The sequence below is a fragment of the Bartonella sp. TP genome (assembly GCF_030406085.1).
GTDB lineage: Bacteria > Pseudomonadota > Alphaproteobacteria > Rhizobiales > Rhizobiaceae > CALTWN01.
Genome location: NZ_CP129002.1, coordinates 14827 through 31832, shown reverse-complemented (window position 1 = coordinate 31832; position 17006 = coordinate 14827). Strand labels below are relative to the sequence as shown.

Genomic DNA, 17006 nt, shown 5'->3' with positions numbered 1-17006 from the left:
GTTCATGGTGTCAGCTAGCATATATATAAAAAGTTCCATAATATATATTATGCGACTTTGAAAGGAGTTATTGTTTCATGGCTAGATTTCGCCGCCGCTTCAGAGGTTCTCGTCGGCCTCGTTCTAAGTTATCCAGGTTTCATAGTAAACGTTTATTTCGCTCAACACATCGTTTTGTCCGTTCTCTAATTCGTGGAGGTCGCAGACTCTAATGTGTACAGATCCGAAGCTTTTTTTGTTTTCTTCTAAGGACGATAAGTTAGTATTTGCTAAATCTTATAAATTTTATCAGTGTGATGATTTTCTTGGTGGTGATGTTTATCAGGATAGTGCTGTTAAGTCTTTTCTTGAGTTTAAAAAATTAGGTCGTGATGGATTTTATAAGGATTTTATTGTTCCTTGCGGTAAATGTATAGAATGTGTTTTACAGCATTCTTCTAATTGGGCTCTTCGGCTAATGCATGAGGCTTCTTTTCATGAAGCTTCATGTTTTTTAACGCTTACTTATAGTGATGATAATTTGCCTTTTATTTGGACTGGTTACTCTTTTGACGAGGAACCTCGGCCATTTCCTACTTTAGAGAAGCGTCATTTGCAATTGTTTTTTAAGCGCTTACGTAAATGTTTTCCATCTATTAAATTTCGTTATTATGCTTGTGGTGAATATGGAGATACTACACGCCGCCCGCATTATCATGTTATTTTATTTGGTTATAATTTTGCTGATGACCGTAAATTGTATAAGCTTACTTCTCAAAAACATAAATTATATAATTCTGATGTTTTAACTAATTTGTGGGGATTAGGTCATTGTGTTATTGGTGATTTGACAGATAAGACTGCTTCTTATGTTGCTCGTTATGTTAATAAAAAGATTAAGCCTGTGGCTTTTAATTATTTTCCTGAGGGTGTTGTTCGTGAATTCTCTGTTATGTCAAATCGTCCAGGTATTGGTTATTTATTTTTAGAACAATATGGTAAGCAGTTTTTAGAACAAGGTTATATTCTTAATTCAAAGAAGCGTAAATGTTTAATTCCTCGCTATTATCGTAAGAAATTAGCTGATTTATATCCAGAGCTTTATGCCAAATATGAAGAGAAATTCTTGGCTGCTTTAGAACTTCCAGATGTTAAGGATTTATATCGTCGTCATCAATATCGTGAAGCTATTCATAAGAAATTTTCAAGGAGTGTTATTTAATGTTTTTGTATTCTATTTTTAATTATAAGTCTAATTCTTATCATGAGCCCTGTTTTTTTCCTTCTGACGTTACTGCTTTGTCTTGGTTTCGTCATTTTTTTACTAGTACAAAGTTTCCATTTGTACCTGATGATGTTGATAATTATGAACTTCGATGTTTAGGTTATTTTAATCTTGAGAATGGTGAGATTGATATGGATGACAATTATGTTGTTTCAGCTTTTAAAGATATTTTGAATGATGTTTTAAATTTATTAAAGGAGGAAGATAATGACTAAATTTTATACCCGTTGGACTGTTCCTTTAGACCCCCCTAGTGAGGTTGGTGAGATTTCCATGACTGCACAGGAGTTTCGTGATGAGTCTGATATTAATCAGATGTTTGCTAGTTTTTTACGTACTGGTGTTCCTCCTGTTTCTTATGGTGATCCGCAATTTGTGGATGCCTTTCTTGACAATGATTTTGATTATACTGATGCTGTTAATCGTTTAGGTGATGCTTATGACTATTTCTATTCTTTTCCATCTGATTTTAGGGATCGCTATCAAAACGATCCTGCTGTCTTTTTTGATGCATTTAGACAAAATCCCTCAATAATTGACTTTGATTCTTCTGACCCACCTCCAGTCACGTCATCAACAGAAGTTGCTGACAAACCAGAAGAATAACTTTATGTGCTTTTTGCTGTCAAGGGCTTGAACGTAGTGCCCCTTGACTTCAAAAACACATAAAATACCATTGGATTGGGAACGTTTATCGTTCCCTTCCTTCAAAGCTATTTTAATTATAATTATTTGCACTAGTTTGCAAATTAGCTTTTCCGTCCTAGCATATATTTTCTTGATATATATATGCTAGGTGACACCAACCGAAAAACATTGAGGTTTGCTATGCGTAAGAAAGATTTGAATTATTCGTTTTCTAAAGTGCCGTCGATTAAGAAACCACGTTCGCGTTTTAATCGCTCCCATAACCATATTACTGCTTTTGACAGCGGTTATCTAGTTCCCGTCTATGTCGATGAAGTGTTGCCAGGTGATACGTTCAAAATGAAATTATCTTCGTTTTCACGTCTTGCTACTCCTGCCGTGCCAGTGATGGATAATGTTTACATGGATTTTCATTTTTTCTATGTGCCGAATCGTCTTTTATGGGAACATTGGGAGCAAATGAATGGTCAACAAGATAAGCCAGGTGCAAAGATTGATTATCTTACGCCTATTTTTGATGCAGGTTCCAAAGGTGTTGCTGTAGGTTCATTATTCGATTATATGGGTGTTCCGCCAAAAGTACCGCATTTGCAATTTAGTTCATTATTTGCAAGAGCTTACAACAAGATTTGGAATGATTGGTATCGTGATGAGAATTTACAAGACCCAGTTCCCGAACATATGGATGATAAGACGATAGAGCTTGGTGATACAACATCAAAGGATTATGTATTATTGCGTCGTAATAAGAAACGTGATTATTTCACAGGTGCCCTTCCCTGGCCTCAGAAAGGTCCATCTGCTGCGTTGAATTTTGCTTCTAATTCTGATATTTCATCTGAGCAAGTATTTGCTTCTTATTCTTCTAAAGATGTTTCTGTTTCTAAAGATCGTTTAGTTTTTGATTCTCTTGGTTATGGTCCTACGTATAATGGTCAGCATCAAAGTTTTATGCCTCTTTTGTCTCTTGACCATACTACTGGCCGTCCAATTAAATTAGATCTTAAAAATTCTAATATTAGTCTTCCCCCTGTTTCTATTAATCAGCTACGTCAAGCCGTACAATTGCAACGTCTTTTTGAATTAGACGCTCGTGGAGGCACGCGTTATATAGAAATGATTCAAACTCATTTTGGTGTAACCGTTCCTGATTTTCGTTTACAGCGTTCTGAATATCTTGGAGGTGGTAAATCTATCATTGATTTTAATGCTATCCCACAGACATCCGCTACAAGTGGTACAAGTCCGCAAGGTAATCTTGCTGCTTATGCTACGCAATTTGCTAAGAATATAGGATTTACTCGTTCATTTGATGAGCATGGTGTTATATTATGTCTTGCCTCGGTTCGTGTAGACCAAAAATATCAATATGGTTTGCCGCGTATGTATTCACGTAGGACTCGTTTAGATTATTATATGCCTGTTAATGCTAATTTAGGTGAGCAAGCTATTATGGCTAAGGAATTATATGCTACAGGTGATAAGGCAAAGGATGAGTTAGTATTTGGTTATCAAGAGCGTTGGAGTGAGTATCGTTATAATCCCAATCGTGTGAGTGGTAAGTTACGCTCTGTTGCGGATGCGCCATTAGATGTTTGGCATTTAGGCCAGAAATTCACAGAGCCGCCGAAGCTGAATGCAGAGTTTATTAAGTCTGACCCGCCATTAAAGCGTATGCTGGCTGTTCAAAATGAGCCGCAGATCGTATCAGATTTGTATTTTCAGGTTGACTGTACCAGGGTAATGCCTGTATATTCTGTGCCTGGTAGTTTTGGGAGATTTTAAAATGAGTATATTTGATTTTGTTTCGCCGATATTTAATGCGCTTGGCGTTCATATGCAGAACCAGACTAATGCACAACAGGCTAATTTAAATCGGCAATTTCAGGAGCGTATGAGTAACACAGCGCATCAGCGCGAGGTTGCGGATTTACGTGCAGCTGGTTTGAATCCTATACTTTCGGCGAATAGTGGTGCGAGCAGTCCGTCTGGCTCTGTATCTGCCCCCGCTCAGAATATGTTTGGTAATATTAATTCGGCTTATTCTTTGCATTTGCAAGAACAGTCTATGAAGCAGCAGCTTGATTTACAAAAAGCGCAAATTCGTAATATTAATGCACAAGCTCAGAATACTAATGTAAATACTGCTAGGGCTGTAGCATCTTATGACCATGATTATGATTTTTCTTTAGGACCTTTTCGTATTGGGGTTCATGGTAAGTATAGTGGTTATAGACCTTCTTCGCAGCCTAATTCTGCTAAGAGTGTTTATAGACCTTCTTCGCAGCCTAATTCTGCTAAGAGTGTTTATTATCATTCTATGAATTCTCAGCTTAATGATATTATTTCTAATAGGTGATATTTATGGACTATGCTTTTATTAGCGGTTTGAATCTTATGGATGTTGTTTTATTAATTTTTTTAGGTTTTTTATTAAATTTTTTTGTTTATTATATAATGTATAAGCTTTTTGTGTTATTGGTTAGAAAATTCTTGAAAGATGTTAAATCATCTGATAAGTTACATTGATTCCATAATATATATTATGCGACTTTTAAATGCTGATTTGAACTGGCAAATTCAGAGCGTATTCAGCATATTAATATAAACTCTGCTAAAGCCTTACATACGTTTAATGGTAATTTTACGACGCCTCTTGCCAGTTTTGGTGCTTCTTTAATGATGGAGGTATGGTTCGTAATTCTATTAATAGTGATTTAAGTTATTTTAGGTAAATTTTGGATTTTATTATTAGTGAGTTTATAAAGCGTATAGGAGTTATGTAAAATGATGGCGCCCCATTTAACGGATTTTGATGTAGTTGTGCTTTTTTCTGTTGTTATGGCTGTAGTTTTTTTATTCATTGCATTTTTACCGACATATATATTTTTTCGTATTGTATTTGGTTTATTTTTCAGTTTGCGTTGTAAGTATAAGCTGAAATACGATAAAGAACGTGTTAAGTTATTGATTCCATAATACACATATTATGCGATATTTAAAGAAAGGTTTTTGATATATCTGTAAATAATAAGCAGTTGATTGCATTAATTATAGCGGGTTTGATGATTTACCTAGCTAATGGGAAAGGTAAAGTAGCTCAAGCGATACTGAAGGTTATTGGAGGTTTACTTTTTTTAGCTATAATTGGCGTCCTAGTGGTTGTAGCTATTGCGATTGTTTCCGCACTGGGTGTAATAAAAACGCTTATAGTACTCGCTTTTCTTGGTCTAGTTTTTTTACTTATGTTGACTCATAGCTTATATGAACTTACTAGAGAAGTGTACAGATCAGTTAGTAGATTAGAAAAGGAGCTCAGCGAATCGAAGACTGAAATAAATTTTGCTATACGCAATCTAGAAAGACGCAATTATTCTGCATTAAACCATTCTAGCCAAACAGATAAAACTAACTACCTTTTCCATGACTAGTGTTTTCTATTTTAGAATTGTTTGAAATCCTTAAAAACTTAGCGTTTTGTCTAAAGTCAGGTAAATCAGCCGCTCCTACATAGCTAAGCGCCGAGCGCAAACCACCAGTGATATTTTGCATAACGCTTTCCACCGTACCATTAAGCGGTACCAGAAAGCTGTCGCCCTCGTATGTACGCCACTTTGCTTCTTTGCCCTGCACTTTGTAAGAATCTAGAGAAGCTGAACCTCGATATTTTTTAAATTTATTATCAATAATTTCCCCAGGCGCTTCTGCCGTACCAGCAAACATTATGCCCAGCATTACCGCTTTTGCCCCAATGCCAAGCGCTTTTGCAACATCGCCTGGTGTTCTATGTGCCCCGTCGGAGATAAGATTGCTACGTGGATTGCGCAGCTGACAGTCCATTAGAGCTGAAAATTGTGGAACACCGCACCCCGTTTGTACACGCGTTAAACAAGCCGAGCCACCACCGATGCCAACCTTGAAGGCTAGCGGTTCGCTGCTACAAAGATATTTAAACTCTTCAATAGACTCACCAGTCGCGAAATTGCCCACTATGATTTCTATTTTTGAGCCAAACTTTTGCGCCAAAGCATTATATTGTTCCACAACCGCTAGCTGTGCTCCATGAGCAACATCGATGCATAAAAACTTCACTCCAGCGTCTACCAGAGCCTCTGCTCTTTCGAATTCATTTTTGGTAATGCCTATTGAGGCGATAACTGGAGTGCTGCTCTGTACTAGTAAATTCTTGCACAACTCTACATTTTCTTCTATTGAGCAAAAACGATGAACCACCGCGCAGCCGCCAGCTTGCGCCATTGCCAGGGCTAGCTCAATGCTAAAAATGGTGTCCATATTCGCAGAGATTACTGGGGTGGCAAGTGTTAAATTGCCTATCTTAGTCGTGATGTCAACATCTTTGCGGCTGGTGATTTTAGAAAATCTTGGCTCGATAAGTACGTCATCAAAAGTGATATATTCAGATACTGAAAGCATAATAGAAAACCCTGCGCTAGAATTAACAGAAGTTTAGTTCTAGCACAGAATTATTCTAAAATAAATATTAATAGCATTCAGGGTCTGGTTTTTTTGTAATTCTATTGCGTATATCGCGTCTAACTACTTCTATGGCCCACATCCATAAGATATGCCCTATGGTTTCTGACATTATTTCGTCCATAGGCAAGTGCCAAAAGGCGGGAGACCAACCAGCAACTGGTAGAATGATACCGTGAAATACAATTGTTACAACAATAGCAAAAGCGGCGCCTTGCCACAATTTAACAATAGGAAAAATTTCTGCTAAAAAACAATATAGCATGCCAAAAAAAACAGAAAATAGATGGTGCACCCCGCCTATACCCCAATTTACTACATGCTGGGAATAGTTATAGATCATATTTTTGGTGTCGAAGCCTAGGGACTGCAGCATTTCTGCTGGCGGTATTGCCCGGTCTGGTGTACGTGGCGGTAGCGGATTTTCTGTACCCCATTTTACAAAACTGGCTAAATTGCCGCCCAGAAATCCGACAAAGAGCGCTACTAGATAATTACGGTGATATTTTTTTGTTGTACAAAAAATTGAAGACATCGATTATCCTATCTACGTTAATCTGCTTGTTTATGAAATAAATATTCCTTTTTTTCCTAACGTCAAGCAAAAATATGGTTTTATCTATTAAATAATTATGCTATGTATGCAGGTAATTAAGCGCACCCGTAGCTCAGTTGGATAGAGCGCTGCCCTCCGAAGGCAGAGGTCTCAGGTTCGAATCCTGTCGGGTGCACCAGCTAATCTAGGCAAGCTGAGCTAATAGCGCCTGGATTATTTCTGCCAGTACTGACTCTACTTTATGCACTTGATCGGTAAAGGATTCTGTTGCATCTTCGTCTGCTAAATCAGAGATTTTTTTGATAAATAAAAACTCACATGGCCAGCGATGGCAAATGGCGCCTATCGAGGCAGCCTCCATCTCTACCGCCATTACCTCGGGATAATTACTAGATAATTGCGCAACATAGGCAGCGTTGTCGATAAATTGGTCGCCGCTAATTACCATAGCTTCGCTAATTTTGCTAGAAGCCAAATCTTGCCGATGGAGGTTTTGGATAAAACTCTTTAGATTAATTGATTTTTTTGCTGAAGTAAAAACCAGAGGCATTGAGGCCAATTGATTTTTTTTATTACCAAAAGTGCTAAGATCTACATCGTGAAATAGAGCAGATTGCGAAAGAACAATATCCCCTACTTGGCATTTTATACCACCAGCCAGGCCAATATTTATGATGATATCTGGCTTATATTTCTCTAGCAACAGCATGGCGCCAGCCGCGCTAAAGCTTTTGCCTATACCGCAGATTAGTGCAATAATTTCATGATTCTCATGCAGAAATTCAGTAATTTTAAAATCGTGATATAGTTGCCATGGCTGAAAACTCGCTAGCTTTTCTAGTACTTTTGCCTCTTCTTCCATAGCAAATAAAAAACCAATTTTCATAATGCGCGTCCTTTCACTGTTGTCTAGCCCTATCCAACACACGTTTGCATTCTAGCAATTCTTTTAAAGCCTTTTTTAAATGTTCTTTTTGGTCGGTAACAACATTGTTAAAGCTTAAACCCAGCTGGATATTTTCGTCTTTATCTATTGGCGTTTCTTTTGCCTTTTTCTCTTTTAAGGCTTTTTGCGCGCCTTTTATAGTATAGCCTTGATCATACAGCATTGTGCGCACCAGCTTTATAAGTTCAATATCAGAGGGTTTATAGTAGCGTCGGCCGCCATTCATCTTTACTGGTTTGATCTGCTTAAAATTAGTTTCCCAAAAGCGCAGCACATGCTGCGGCAAGTCAAGCATTTTAGAAACCTCCCCTATAGTTCTAAATGCCTCTAGACTTTTTTCCACTAATTTTTACCTATTAGAATTACTTTTTAAATGAGTTTTTGTCATACGATTTTTTAACGAAACAGATGCCTTGAATAATACGGTATTTCTAGCAGGAATGTCAACTATGTTGCCGGTTTTGATAATGCGGCCAGTTCTGGTTGCCTGCGCCTTTACTACAAAGCTACCAAAGCTTGAAGATTTGAAGCATTTTTTGGTTCTTAAACCATTGCAAATCTCTTTTATAATTAGCTCGGTAAGCTCTGTTGCCTCTGCACCACACACACCTATCTGGCTTACTATGGCGCTGGCGATATCGCTGCGGGTTAAGTTTTTTTCGCTCATGTTGTCACTCTAATATTTACCAACGTAATAATATAGCACCCCAAGTAAAGCCGCCACCCATGGCCTCTAGCATAATAAGGTCATTTTTCTTGAACTTGCCCTGTTGTACCGCGTGGTGCAAGGCTAGCGGAATAGAAGCGGCCGAAGTATTGCCATGTAAATCTATGCTTATTATAACTTTTTCTTCTGCTATGCCTAGTTTTTTTGCCGAAGATTCTATTATACGCCGATTCGCTTGGTGGGGTACAAACCAGTCTAAATCGTCGCCTGTGATGTTGGCTTGGGTAAAACAATCTTCTACCACATCGGTAATCATAGAAACAGCATATTTAAAAACTTCCTTGCCTTGCATTCTAAGCTTGCCAGTAGTTTGGGTTGTTGCTGGGCCGCCATCTACATATAGTTTTAATTTATGCGCACCGTCAGAGCGCAGCTTTGCTGCTATAATACCACGTTTTTCTATATTATCTTTTGCTTCAACTGCCTCTAGCACCACCGCCCCAGCGCCGTCGCCAAATAACACGCAAGTAGTGCGGTCGGACCAGTCTAATAGCCGGCTAAAGCTTTCGGACCCAATGACTAGGGCGCGTTTTGCCATGCCTGTTTTTAGATAGGCATTGGCAGTATTAAGCGCATAAACAAAGCCCGAGCACACTGCCTGAATGTCAAAAGCAAAGCCCTGCTTTATACCTAATGCATGCTGAATTTCTGTTGCGGAAGAAGGAAAAGTGTGGTCTGGCGTAGCCGTGGCCAAAATTATCAAATCAATATCATCCGGGTTAACTTCAGCATTGGCCAGTGCCTGGCGGGCGGCCTGGGCGCCTAGCGTTACCGTACTTTCGGTGCTGCTTACTATATAGCGCTGCTTTATGCCCGTGCGTTGTTCTATCCATTCATCCGAAGTATCTACTATATTTTCTAGCTCTTTGTTTGTAACTTTTTTTTCTGGCAAGGCAGCACCCGTACCGATGATTATTGAGTCCATCATTTCAATTATTCCTAATATTATTCGCCAGCTAGACTATATTTATTTTCGTGAAATTCATATAAATCCTGCGCAATTTTTTCTTGCAAATTATTATTTACCATTTCATAAGCCACTCGTATAGCAGAAGCAAAACCCGCGGGCGTAGTATAACCATGGCTTTTTACCACAATACCATTTAGCCCCAATAATACACCACCATTTACCTTGGAGGGGTCCATTTTGGCGCGCAAGACACCAAAAGCACTTTTCGAAAGTATGTAGCCAAGCCGCGTTAACAGCGAAGCCTGCATAGCTTCGTTTAAAATAGAGCGAATTTGCTGCGCCGTACCCTCTGCGGTTTTCAAGGCAATATTACCAACAAAACCTTCGGTAACCACTACATCTACGGCCCCTTTGCCAATATCATTACCCTCGACAAAGCCTTTATATTCAAGTCCGCCTAGTCGATTTTCTTTTAGCATGTTATGTGCTTTTTTAATTTCATCCAGTCCCTTTACCTCTTCCACCCCAACATTCAACAAGCCTACGGTTGGCTGCTGTACCGAATATAAAGCGCGAAACATAGCCGCGCCCATCACAGCTAAATCCACTAAATGGTCTGCCTGCGCGCCAATTGAAGCGCCAATGTCCAACACTATGCTTTCAGAACGCAAAGTTGGCCAAATACCAGCAATAGCTGGCCGTTCTATAGACGCTATCATTTTTAAAATAAAATATGACATTGCCATAAGCGCCCCGGTATTACCAGCAGAAACGCAAGCATGTGCATCGCCCTTGGCCACAGCCTCTATGGCATGCCACATAGAGGACTTTCCCTTGCCGCTGCGTAATGCCTGGCTTGGCTTTTCGTCCATCGCCGTTACCGTTTCACATGGGTAGAAGCTAGAGGCAGCCTGCAATGCGGGGTAGCGCGCCAATACGGGCAAAACAGCGCTTTCCAGGCCAAAAAATAGAAATCTTATACCAGCAAAGCGCTGCCGCGCCAATTCCGCCCCGGCTAGGGTAAGCTCAACACCTTGGTCGCCACCCATAGTATCTATTGAAATATCAACCACACTTAAGCACCTTTTTTATCTTTATACTGCTTTAGAACCGAAAAGGGCGAATAATCATTCGCCTCGCCCTTATCTATATCAGCTGGTGCAGAAAAAACAATAGGCTGTGCATTTGGGCTATGTGGATAATGGTCAATAGCCAGTTCAAAAAGCTCTTCTGTTACCTGGCCTATATCTATAAAATCGCCGCTATATAGCTCAAAAAACTCTGTATCTTCAACTATATATGGCTGCTGCTGGGCGCGAGCGCGGGCTTTGACGAATCTAGCGTCGATTTTTTCGCATAATTCTTGGCTTAGCAATTCGCCAGTAGAAACGCAATTTTGTTTTATCTGCGCGGTAAATTCACCAGTTAATTTTATAATATCAGCATTTTCACGAAAAATGCGATAAACAGCGCAAAAAGCCTCTACTTCCTGCAAAGCATGGTTGCTTGCCAGCGCCTCGCATTCTTTTTTTGAGGCCGTAAAAGTTAAGGCTAGGCCATTTTTAGGTAAATTTTTTATATTTACAGGAAAATTTAAAGCAAACTCCATTGCCTCTGCCCTTATTTATGTGTATAGTCTAACCCATTATAAGGCCTTATATATTTATTGGCAATATTTATTTATCTTCGTGGGAGACATTCTGAGCATGCAAAATAATGCAAAAAAGTTTAAAGCGCTTTTGCTAATAGGCGGTTTACTAACCTCGGGGCTCAGCCTTAGCGCTTGCAACATATCTCATCCGCTCGGCATGGGACAGGTTATAAGCGAAGGCTATGTGCCAGATAAATACGATTTAATGGCGGTAAAAATTGGCTCAAGCCAAAAGCAAGTATTGCTAGCCATGGGCACCCCTACTGTAAAAACTATATATAATAAAAATGACGTATATTATTATATATCGCAAAGACGCTATCGCCAGGCCGATTTTTTGTCGGCAAAAATTGTAGATCGCAAGATTTATGCTGTATATTTCGACACAAATCATCGTGTGGTAAAATTATCTAATTATGGCCTAAAAGATGGGCGAATTTTTAATTTTTCTACCAATAGCACGCCAAGTATACATCAAGCGGATAATGGTTTTTTAAATAAAATTATGGGCAGCACCCGGGTTTTGCCATATGGTTTGGGCGCCACGTCGCATTAATCAGAAGTTAGGCGCGCTCAGCTAGGCTGTGGCGGCTTTGTGCAAAGCTTTGCAACTGTGCAGTACTGGCCACCGCGCCACGTATTATCGAAGCTGCCATGACACCCCCTGCCCCAAAGGTATGTTCCATTTGCAAATTTAGCAATGGTTCTTGGCCAAGCTGCTGCGCTAATTTAACATAGTGCGCCGCTTGTGGGATTTGGCCAATTAGACAATGCTCAATGGCGCGCGGATGTAGCTTGTGCAAAATAGCGGCGCTCAGCATAGCGCTATATCCTTCTAGTACTACTGGTATTTTTTCTACCCGCGCTGCCAAAATTGCTCCCACCATTGCTGCCATCTCGCGGCTACCTAGCCGGCGCAAAATTTCAAACGGGTCGTGTAATTGCACCGCATGCAATGCTAGCGCCTGCTGAATCTTGTTATAAAACAATGGCTCGCTTGATGGCAGGCCCCAATCTTCTGGCGCGCCGCCATATAGCGCCGTGGCTACAGCTGCCTCTATTACCTCTAGCCCCGCACCCATGGCGCTAAGACATAACAAATCTACCCGGCCAGCAATAGTTTCCATGCCAAAAGCCATGGTTGCTGCACAGCCGCGCTCGTCCATTGCCGCGTCCTGCGCAATGTCCATGGTCGGAAAATCCAAAGCTAGATCATAAATACGCAGCCCAACATTATTCAGCTGGCAGATATTGCTTACCGCTGCCCCACCAGTTTGCGCAGAGATTACCAAATTCTTTATAAGCTCGCCATTATTTAAAATGCCATTATTGCCCGCAAAACAAGCCAAAATAACATTTCTAACCTCTTTTGAATCCGCGCCGCGCCAGCCCGCATACCAGCAAGCTAATTTACCAAGCTGCCCCAACGCCCCCGCTTTTAGCACCGGGCCATTTGGTAGGGTGCATTCATTAATGCGCTTTTTTACCAAACTAATTTCAAACTCATCGCTAATTGGTAAATTCGTCAAAAGCGCGCGAAAATCATCAAAAGGGTGCATAATTACTCATCCATATGTTCTAATTCATTAAATACTTGCCGCAGCTGCAGCGCTGTAGCATTCCTGTCGCTATTTAGCCTAGCCAATTGCCGGCGCCAATGGGCGGCTCTTGGTTGGCCATAAAACAACCCCGCCATATGCTTGGTAATATGCGCTAGGCGCCCGCCTTGCGCAAGATGTTGCGCCGCATATGCACAGATATTTTCTGCTAGCTGCCCCATATCTACCTGCTCGCCAGTTAATTGCGCTAGCAATAGCGGGTTTTTATAGGCAGCTCGCCCTAGCATTACTCCGTCTACATGTTGTAAATGCGCTTGCGCTGCCGCAGGCTCAGCTATGCCACCATTTATCCCAATATAATAATTCGCAAAAGCTTGTTTAAACTCATATACGCGTGAATAATCGAGGGGCGGTATTTCACGATTCTCCTTTGGGCTCAGCCCTTTTAGCCAAGCTCGCCTGGCATGTACCCAAAACCCCTGCACGCCAGCGGCACACACCGACTTTGCCAACTCATCCAGCGCTGTCTGCCTGTCTTGCTCGTCTACGCCAATGCGGCATTTTACGGTAATTGGCAGCTTTACCGCATTTGCCATAGCTGCTACGCACTCGCCAACAAGCCTAGGCTCTAGCATTAAACTAGCGCCAAAACAGCCTGCCTGCACTCGGTTAGAAGGGCAGCCGACATTCAAATTTATCTCGTCATAACCATAATCTGCGCCAATTACAGCGGCTGCAGCTAATTTCTGTGGACAACTCCCACCCAGCTGCAAGGCCACGGGGTGCTCTTGTTTTGCAAAGCCAAGTAAGCGCTCTCTATTGCCATGAATCACCGCATCGGCCACCACCATTTCGCTATATAGCAAAGTTTTTTTGCTAATTTGCCGCAAGAAAAATCGGCAATGCCTGTCTGTCCAGTCTAGCATGGGGGCAACGGCAAATTTTATGTCCCAGAGATTCAATGATTTTACCACCCTTGCTATGAAAAAAGATTTTTGCTAAGCTAAATAGAAATCTAACAACATTCAGGTCTTAAATATGAATAAAAAACTTCTTATATTGTTAATTTGTTGTATCTATACATTTTTCATACAGCAAGCAAGTGCTATTAACAAGCAAGAGGTAGAAAATATTATTCATAATTATCTTCTGCAGCATCCAGAAATAATGCTAGAGGTACAAGAAAATTTAGCAAAAAAACAGCAAACCGCCATATTAGAAGAACGTAGCAAAATCTTGCAAAGCTACGGCAGTCGCATCTATAACGCCAGCGAAGATTTGGTGCTAGGCAACCCCCATGCACCGCATAGCATTATCGAGTTTTTCGACTATAATTGTGGCTATTGCAAGCAAAGCAATGCAGCGCTAGAAGCCTTGGTGGCAAGTCACAAGGATTTACGTATAATCGTAAAAGACCTACCAATCTTGGGCGAAGATTCATTGCAAGCCCATATGATAGCGCGCGCTTTTCGCTCTTTATACCCCAAAAAGCAACAAGAATTCTGGCATAATATGATGAATTTAAACGAACGTGCTACGAAAAAAAGCACACTAGAATTAGCAGCAAAACTAGGCGCCGATACAAAATTGCTAGAGCAAAAGCTGGGCGATGAAAAAGAAAATAAGAACCTGCAAGCCTATTTGCTAGAAAATGTGCAACTCGCCATGGCGTTAAAAATTCAGGGCACGCCTTGCTATATTGTTAATAATAAAATATATGACGGCGTGGGGAATTTAGAATTGCTAGCCAACGAGGCCAGCAAAAACTAAAAAAATTTTACTCAGGAGTATATGCAATATGAAAGAACAAGAAGAGCAGCAAAATATCAGCGCAGCGCTGATAGAAGATTTGGCCAAAATCTTAAAAACAAGCGATTTAACCGATATGGAGGTAGAAAAAGGCGACCTGCGCATTCGGCTTTCGCGCAATGGCGGCGCAGCTATAGCCGCGCCAATGTCAATAGCACAAGCGCCAAATCCGGTAGCTTTAAATCTAGCCGAGGCAGAAGTTACCGCAAATGCGCTAAATCTAGAAAATGCTATAACCTCGCCCATGGTTGGCACAGCCTATCTGGCACCAGCACCAGGCGCCGAGCAGTTTATACAAATCGGCCAAATGGTAGAGCCAGGCCAAGCCCTGCTTATTATCGAAGCAATGAAAACGATGAATCAAATTACAGCACCACGTGCCGGAATTGTAAAGGCGATTTTGGTAGAAGATGCGCAACCCGTAGAGTTTGACGAACCGCTAGTGGTTATAGAATAAATATTGAATGGGTAACAAATGCTAAAAAAGATATTAATAGCAAATCGCGGCGAAATTTCGCTACGTATTTTACGGGCCTGCAAAGAGCTGGGCATAAAAACCGTAGCGGTGCACTCAACCGCCGACGCCGACGCTATGCATGTACGCCTAGCCGATGAAAGCGTGTGTATAGGCCCGCCGCCCGCTCGCGATTCTTATTTAAATATTCACCAAATATTAGCCGCCTGCGAAATCACAGGAGCAGACGCAATACATCCCGGCTACGGCTTTCTTTCAGAAAACGCCAAATTTGCGGATATTTTAGAAGCACATCAGCTTACTTTCATCGGCCCCACTGCCGAGCATATTCGCATGATGGGCGATAAGATCGAGGCCAAAAAAACAGCTCTGCGCCTAGGTCTGCCGATTGTTCCTGGCTCTGCTGGCGCGGTAACCACAGAAGAAGAAGCCATACAAATAGCCGCCGAGATTGGCTACCCGGTAATAATAAAAGCTGCGGCTGGTGGTGGTGGGCGCGGTATGAAGGTGGCTCGCTCGCAAAACGAGCTGCTGATAGCGCTGCAAACAGCGCGTACCGAAGCCGACGCTGCCTTTGGCGATGATTCTGTGTATATCGAAAAATATTTAGAAAAACCGCGCCATATAGAGGTGCAAGTGCTGGGCGATGGCAAGGGCCAAGCGATACATCTGGGCGAGCGCGATTGTTCGCTGCAAAGACGCCACCAAAAAATATGGGAAGAAGCAACCTCGCCAATCATCACCCCGCAACAACGCGAAGAAATTGGCACCATAGTGGCCAATGCCTGCAAGCAAATAAACTATCGCGGTGCCGGAACCGTAGAATTTTTATACGAAAATGGCCAATTCTATTTTATAGAAATGAACACGCGCCTACAGGTAGAGCATCCAGTTACCGAAGCGATAACCGGGCTAGATTTAGTGCATGAGCAGATAAATATCGCCGCTGGCAATGGTTTGTCCATAAGCCAAAGCGAGGTAAAGTTTAAAGGCCACGCCATAGAATGCCGCATAAATGCCGAAGATCCAAGAAGCTTTACCCCCTCGCCTGGTTTAATAACGCATTATTACGCGCCAGGCGGGCTAGGCATTCGTGTTGACTCCGGTGCATATGCTGGCTATAAAATTCCGCCATATTATGACAGCTTAATCGGTAAGCTAATAGTGCATGGCCGCACCAGAGCAGAATGTATGATGCGCCTGCGTCGCTCGCTAGACGAATTTGTTATTGGCGGTATAAAAACTACCCTGCCGTTATTTCAAGATTTAGTAGAAAATGAAGATATAATAAAAGGCGATTATGACATACATTGGCTAGAAAAATATCTGAGCAAAGATAGCTAATAAAATAAATCGAGGTACAGATGCGTCCCACAAGAAGTGAGGCCGAAAAGGCAGTAGAAACGCTACTATTATGGAGTGGCGAAAACCCAGCCCGGGAAGGGCTGAAAGATACCCCCAAGCGCGTGGTAAAATCTATGCAAGAATTCTTTGCTGGCTATAGTATGGAAGCTTCAGCCGTGCTAAGCACAGTATTCGAAGAGGTTGCAAATTATACCGACCCAATCTTAGTGCGCAATATCAGCTTCTACTCTCATTGCGAGCATCATATGGTGCCGATAATAGGCAAAGCCCATATAAGTTATTTGCCAAATAAAAAAGTGGTAGGATTGTCGAAAATAGCCCGGCTTGTTGACATTTTTGCCAAAAGACTGCAAACGCAAGAAAGCCTAACTGCGCAAATAGCCGAAGCGCTGATGCAGCATTTACAACCCAAAGGCGTGGCAATTCTAATAGAGGCCGAGCATATGTGCATGGCCATGCGCGGGGTAAAAAAAACTGGTTCAACTACTATTACCACGCATTTTCAGGGCGAATATACAAGCGACCCCAAGCTAAAGCAGTCTTTTTTGGATTTGCTAAAATTATAGGGGCTTGTTTATTTATGCTTAGCATAGTAAAATAGC

General features: G+C 41.4%; 20 protein-coding genes, 1 tRNA gene and 1 pseudogene. 12 read left to right on the top strand and 10 right to left on the bottom strand.

The window, feature by feature from the left end:
• The first annotated feature begins 211 nt into the window (after positions 1-211).
• From QVL57_RS00180 to QVL57_RS00155, 6 genes are all read left to right on the top strand, one after another.
• Positions 212-1201 carry a hypothetical protein gene (locus QVL57_RS00180; protein ID WP_290076478.1) on the top strand — a complete coding sequence of 330 codons (990 nt, stop codon included), beginning with the start codon at positions 212-214 and terminating at the stop codon, positions 1199-1201.
• A complete protein-coding gene (locus tag QVL57_RS00175) occupies positions 1201-1479 on the top strand; it encodes a phage ORF5 protein (RefSeq protein ID WP_290076477.1) in 279 nt (92 codons plus the stop codon). Before QVL57_RS00180 ends, QVL57_RS00175 begins: the two co-directional genes overlap by 1 nt.
• The gene (locus QVL57_RS00170; RefSeq protein WP_290076476.1) at positions 1472-1870 is read left to right on the top strand and encodes a hypothetical protein; all 399 of its coding nucleotides are present in this window, start codon (positions 1472-1474) and stop codon (positions 1868-1870) included. The genes QVL57_RS00175 and QVL57_RS00170 overlap by 8 nt, the downstream gene beginning before the upstream one ends.
• A gap of 222 nt (positions 1871-2092) precedes the next feature.
• Positions 2093-3697, top strand: a complete 1605-nt coding sequence (locus QVL57_RS00165; protein WP_290076475.1) for a major capsid protein — start codon at positions 2093-2095, stop codon at positions 3695-3697.
• A gap of 1 nt (position 3698) precedes the next feature.
• Complete coding sequence (locus tag QVL57_RS00160) at positions 3699-4271, top strand: hypothetical protein (RefSeq protein WP_290076474.1); 573 nt, start codon at positions 3699-3701, stop codon at positions 4269-4271.
• Between the two features lie 799 nt (positions 4272-5070).
• Entirely contained in the window at positions 5071-5343 is a 273-nt protein-coding gene (locus QVL57_RS00155) for a hypothetical protein (protein WP_290076473.1), read from the top strand.
• Here the strand turns inward: QVL57_RS00155 and QVL57_RS00150 are convergent.
• Both QVL57_RS00150 and QVL57_RS00145 read right to left on the bottom strand, forming a co-directional pair.
• On the bottom strand, positions 5321-6346 hold the full coding sequence (locus QVL57_RS00150; RefSeq protein ID WP_290076472.1) for a guanosine monophosphate reductase: 1026 nt from the start codon (positions 6344-6346) through the stop codon (positions 5321-5323). The two genes, QVL57_RS00155 and QVL57_RS00150, sit on opposite strands and share 23 nt — an antisense overlap.
• Before the next feature lie 67 nt (positions 6347-6413).
• Positions 6414-6941: a DUF1440 domain-containing protein gene (locus QVL57_RS00145; RefSeq protein WP_290076471.1), complete on the bottom strand. Its 528-nt coding sequence runs from the start codon at positions 6939-6941 to the stop codon at positions 6414-6416.
• Positions 6942-7063: 122 nt separating this feature from the next.
• Here QVL57_RS00145 and QVL57_RS00140 point away from each other — a divergent pair.
• Positions 7064-7140: transfer RNA gene (locus QVL57_RS00140), tRNA-Arg, on the top strand.
• A 6-nt stretch (positions 7141-7146) separates the two neighbouring features.
• On the opposite strand, the gene mtnN is transcribed toward QVL57_RS00140, so the two are convergent.
• The 6 genes and pseudogenes from mtnN to QVL57_RS00110 all read right to left on the bottom strand — a co-directional run bounded on the left by mtnN (position 7147) and on the right by QVL57_RS00110 (position 11154).
• Positions 7147-7848, bottom strand: a complete 702-nt coding sequence (gene mtnN / locus QVL57_RS00135) for a 5'-methylthioadenosine/S-adenosylhomocysteine nucleosidase (protein WP_290076470.1) — start codon at positions 7846-7848, stop codon at positions 7147-7149.
• A gap of 169 nt (positions 7849-8017) precedes the next feature.
• Positions 8018-8251, bottom strand: a pseudogene (locus tag QVL57_RS00130) (MerR family transcriptional regulator); the annotation flags it as partial.
• A gap of 6 nt (positions 8252-8257) precedes the next feature.
• The gene (locus QVL57_RS00125; protein ID WP_290076469.1) at positions 8258-8575 is read right to left on the bottom strand and encodes an HU family DNA-binding protein; all 318 of its coding nucleotides are present in this window, start codon (positions 8573-8575) and stop codon (positions 8258-8260) included.
• A 16-nt stretch (positions 8576-8591) separates the two neighbouring features.
• A complete protein-coding gene (locus QVL57_RS00120; RefSeq protein WP_290076468.1) occupies positions 8592-9563 on the bottom strand; it encodes a beta-ketoacyl-ACP synthase III in 972 nt (323 codons plus the stop codon).
• Positions 9564-9580: 17 nt separating this feature from the next.
• Positions 9581-10618, bottom strand: coding sequence for a phosphate acyltransferase PlsX (gene plsX / locus QVL57_RS00115; protein ID WP_290076466.1), 1038 nt, complete (start codon positions 10616-10618; stop codon positions 9581-9583).
• Between the two features lie 2 nt (positions 10619-10620).
• Positions 10621-11154: a hypothetical protein gene (locus QVL57_RS00110; protein WP_290076465.1), complete on the bottom strand. Its 534-nt coding sequence runs from the start codon at positions 11152-11154 to the stop codon at positions 10621-10623.
• A 97-nt stretch (positions 11155-11251) separates the two neighbouring features.
• Between QVL57_RS00110 and bamE the strand changes: the two genes are divergently transcribed.
• Complete coding sequence (gene bamE, locus QVL57_RS00105) at positions 11252-11752, top strand: outer membrane protein assembly factor BamE (RefSeq protein WP_290076464.1); 501 nt, start codon at positions 11252-11254, stop codon at positions 11750-11752.
• A gap of 7 nt (positions 11753-11759) precedes the next feature.
• On the opposite strand, the gene QVL57_RS00100 is transcribed toward bamE, so the two are convergent.
• Positions 11760-12755, bottom strand: coding sequence for a nicotinate-nucleotide--dimethylbenzimidazole phosphoribosyltransferase (locus tag QVL57_RS00100; RefSeq protein WP_290076463.1), 996 nt, complete (start codon positions 12753-12755; stop codon positions 11760-11762).
• Positions 12756-12757: 2 nt separating this feature from the next.
• Positions 12758-13729 (bottom strand): tRNA dihydrouridine(20/20a) synthase DusA, encoded by a 972-nt coding sequence (dusA, locus tag QVL57_RS00095; protein WP_290076462.1) that lies wholly within the window; start codon positions 13727-13729, stop codon positions 12758-12760.
• A gap of 64 nt (positions 13730-13793) precedes the next feature.
• On the opposite strand from dusA, the gene QVL57_RS00090 reads away from it, so the two are divergent.
• Genes QVL57_RS00090 through folE form a run of 4 tightly spaced genes read left to right on the top strand, consistent with a single transcriptional unit; the run spans position 13794 to position 16970 of the window.
• Complete coding sequence (locus QVL57_RS00090) at positions 13794-14525, top strand: thioredoxin domain-containing protein (protein ID WP_290076461.1); 732 nt, start codon at positions 13794-13796, stop codon at positions 14523-14525.
• Between the two features lie 28 nt (positions 14526-14553).
• The gene (accB, locus tag QVL57_RS00085) at positions 14554-15021 is read left to right on the top strand and encodes an acetyl-CoA carboxylase biotin carboxyl carrier protein (RefSeq protein WP_290076460.1); all 468 of its coding nucleotides are present in this window, start codon (positions 14554-14556) and stop codon (positions 15019-15021) included.
• An 18-nt stretch (positions 15022-15039) separates the two neighbouring features.
• A complete protein-coding gene (gene accC, locus QVL57_RS00080; protein ID WP_290076459.1) occupies positions 15040-16383 on the top strand; it encodes an acetyl-CoA carboxylase biotin carboxylase subunit in 1344 nt (447 codons plus the stop codon).
• A 20-nt stretch (positions 16384-16403) separates the two neighbouring features.
• Positions 16404-16970: a GTP cyclohydrolase I FolE gene (gene folE / locus QVL57_RS00075; protein WP_290076457.1), complete on the top strand. Its 567-nt coding sequence runs from the start codon at positions 16404-16406 to the stop codon at positions 16968-16970.
• The last annotated feature ends 36 nt before the right edge of the window (positions 16971-17006 follow it).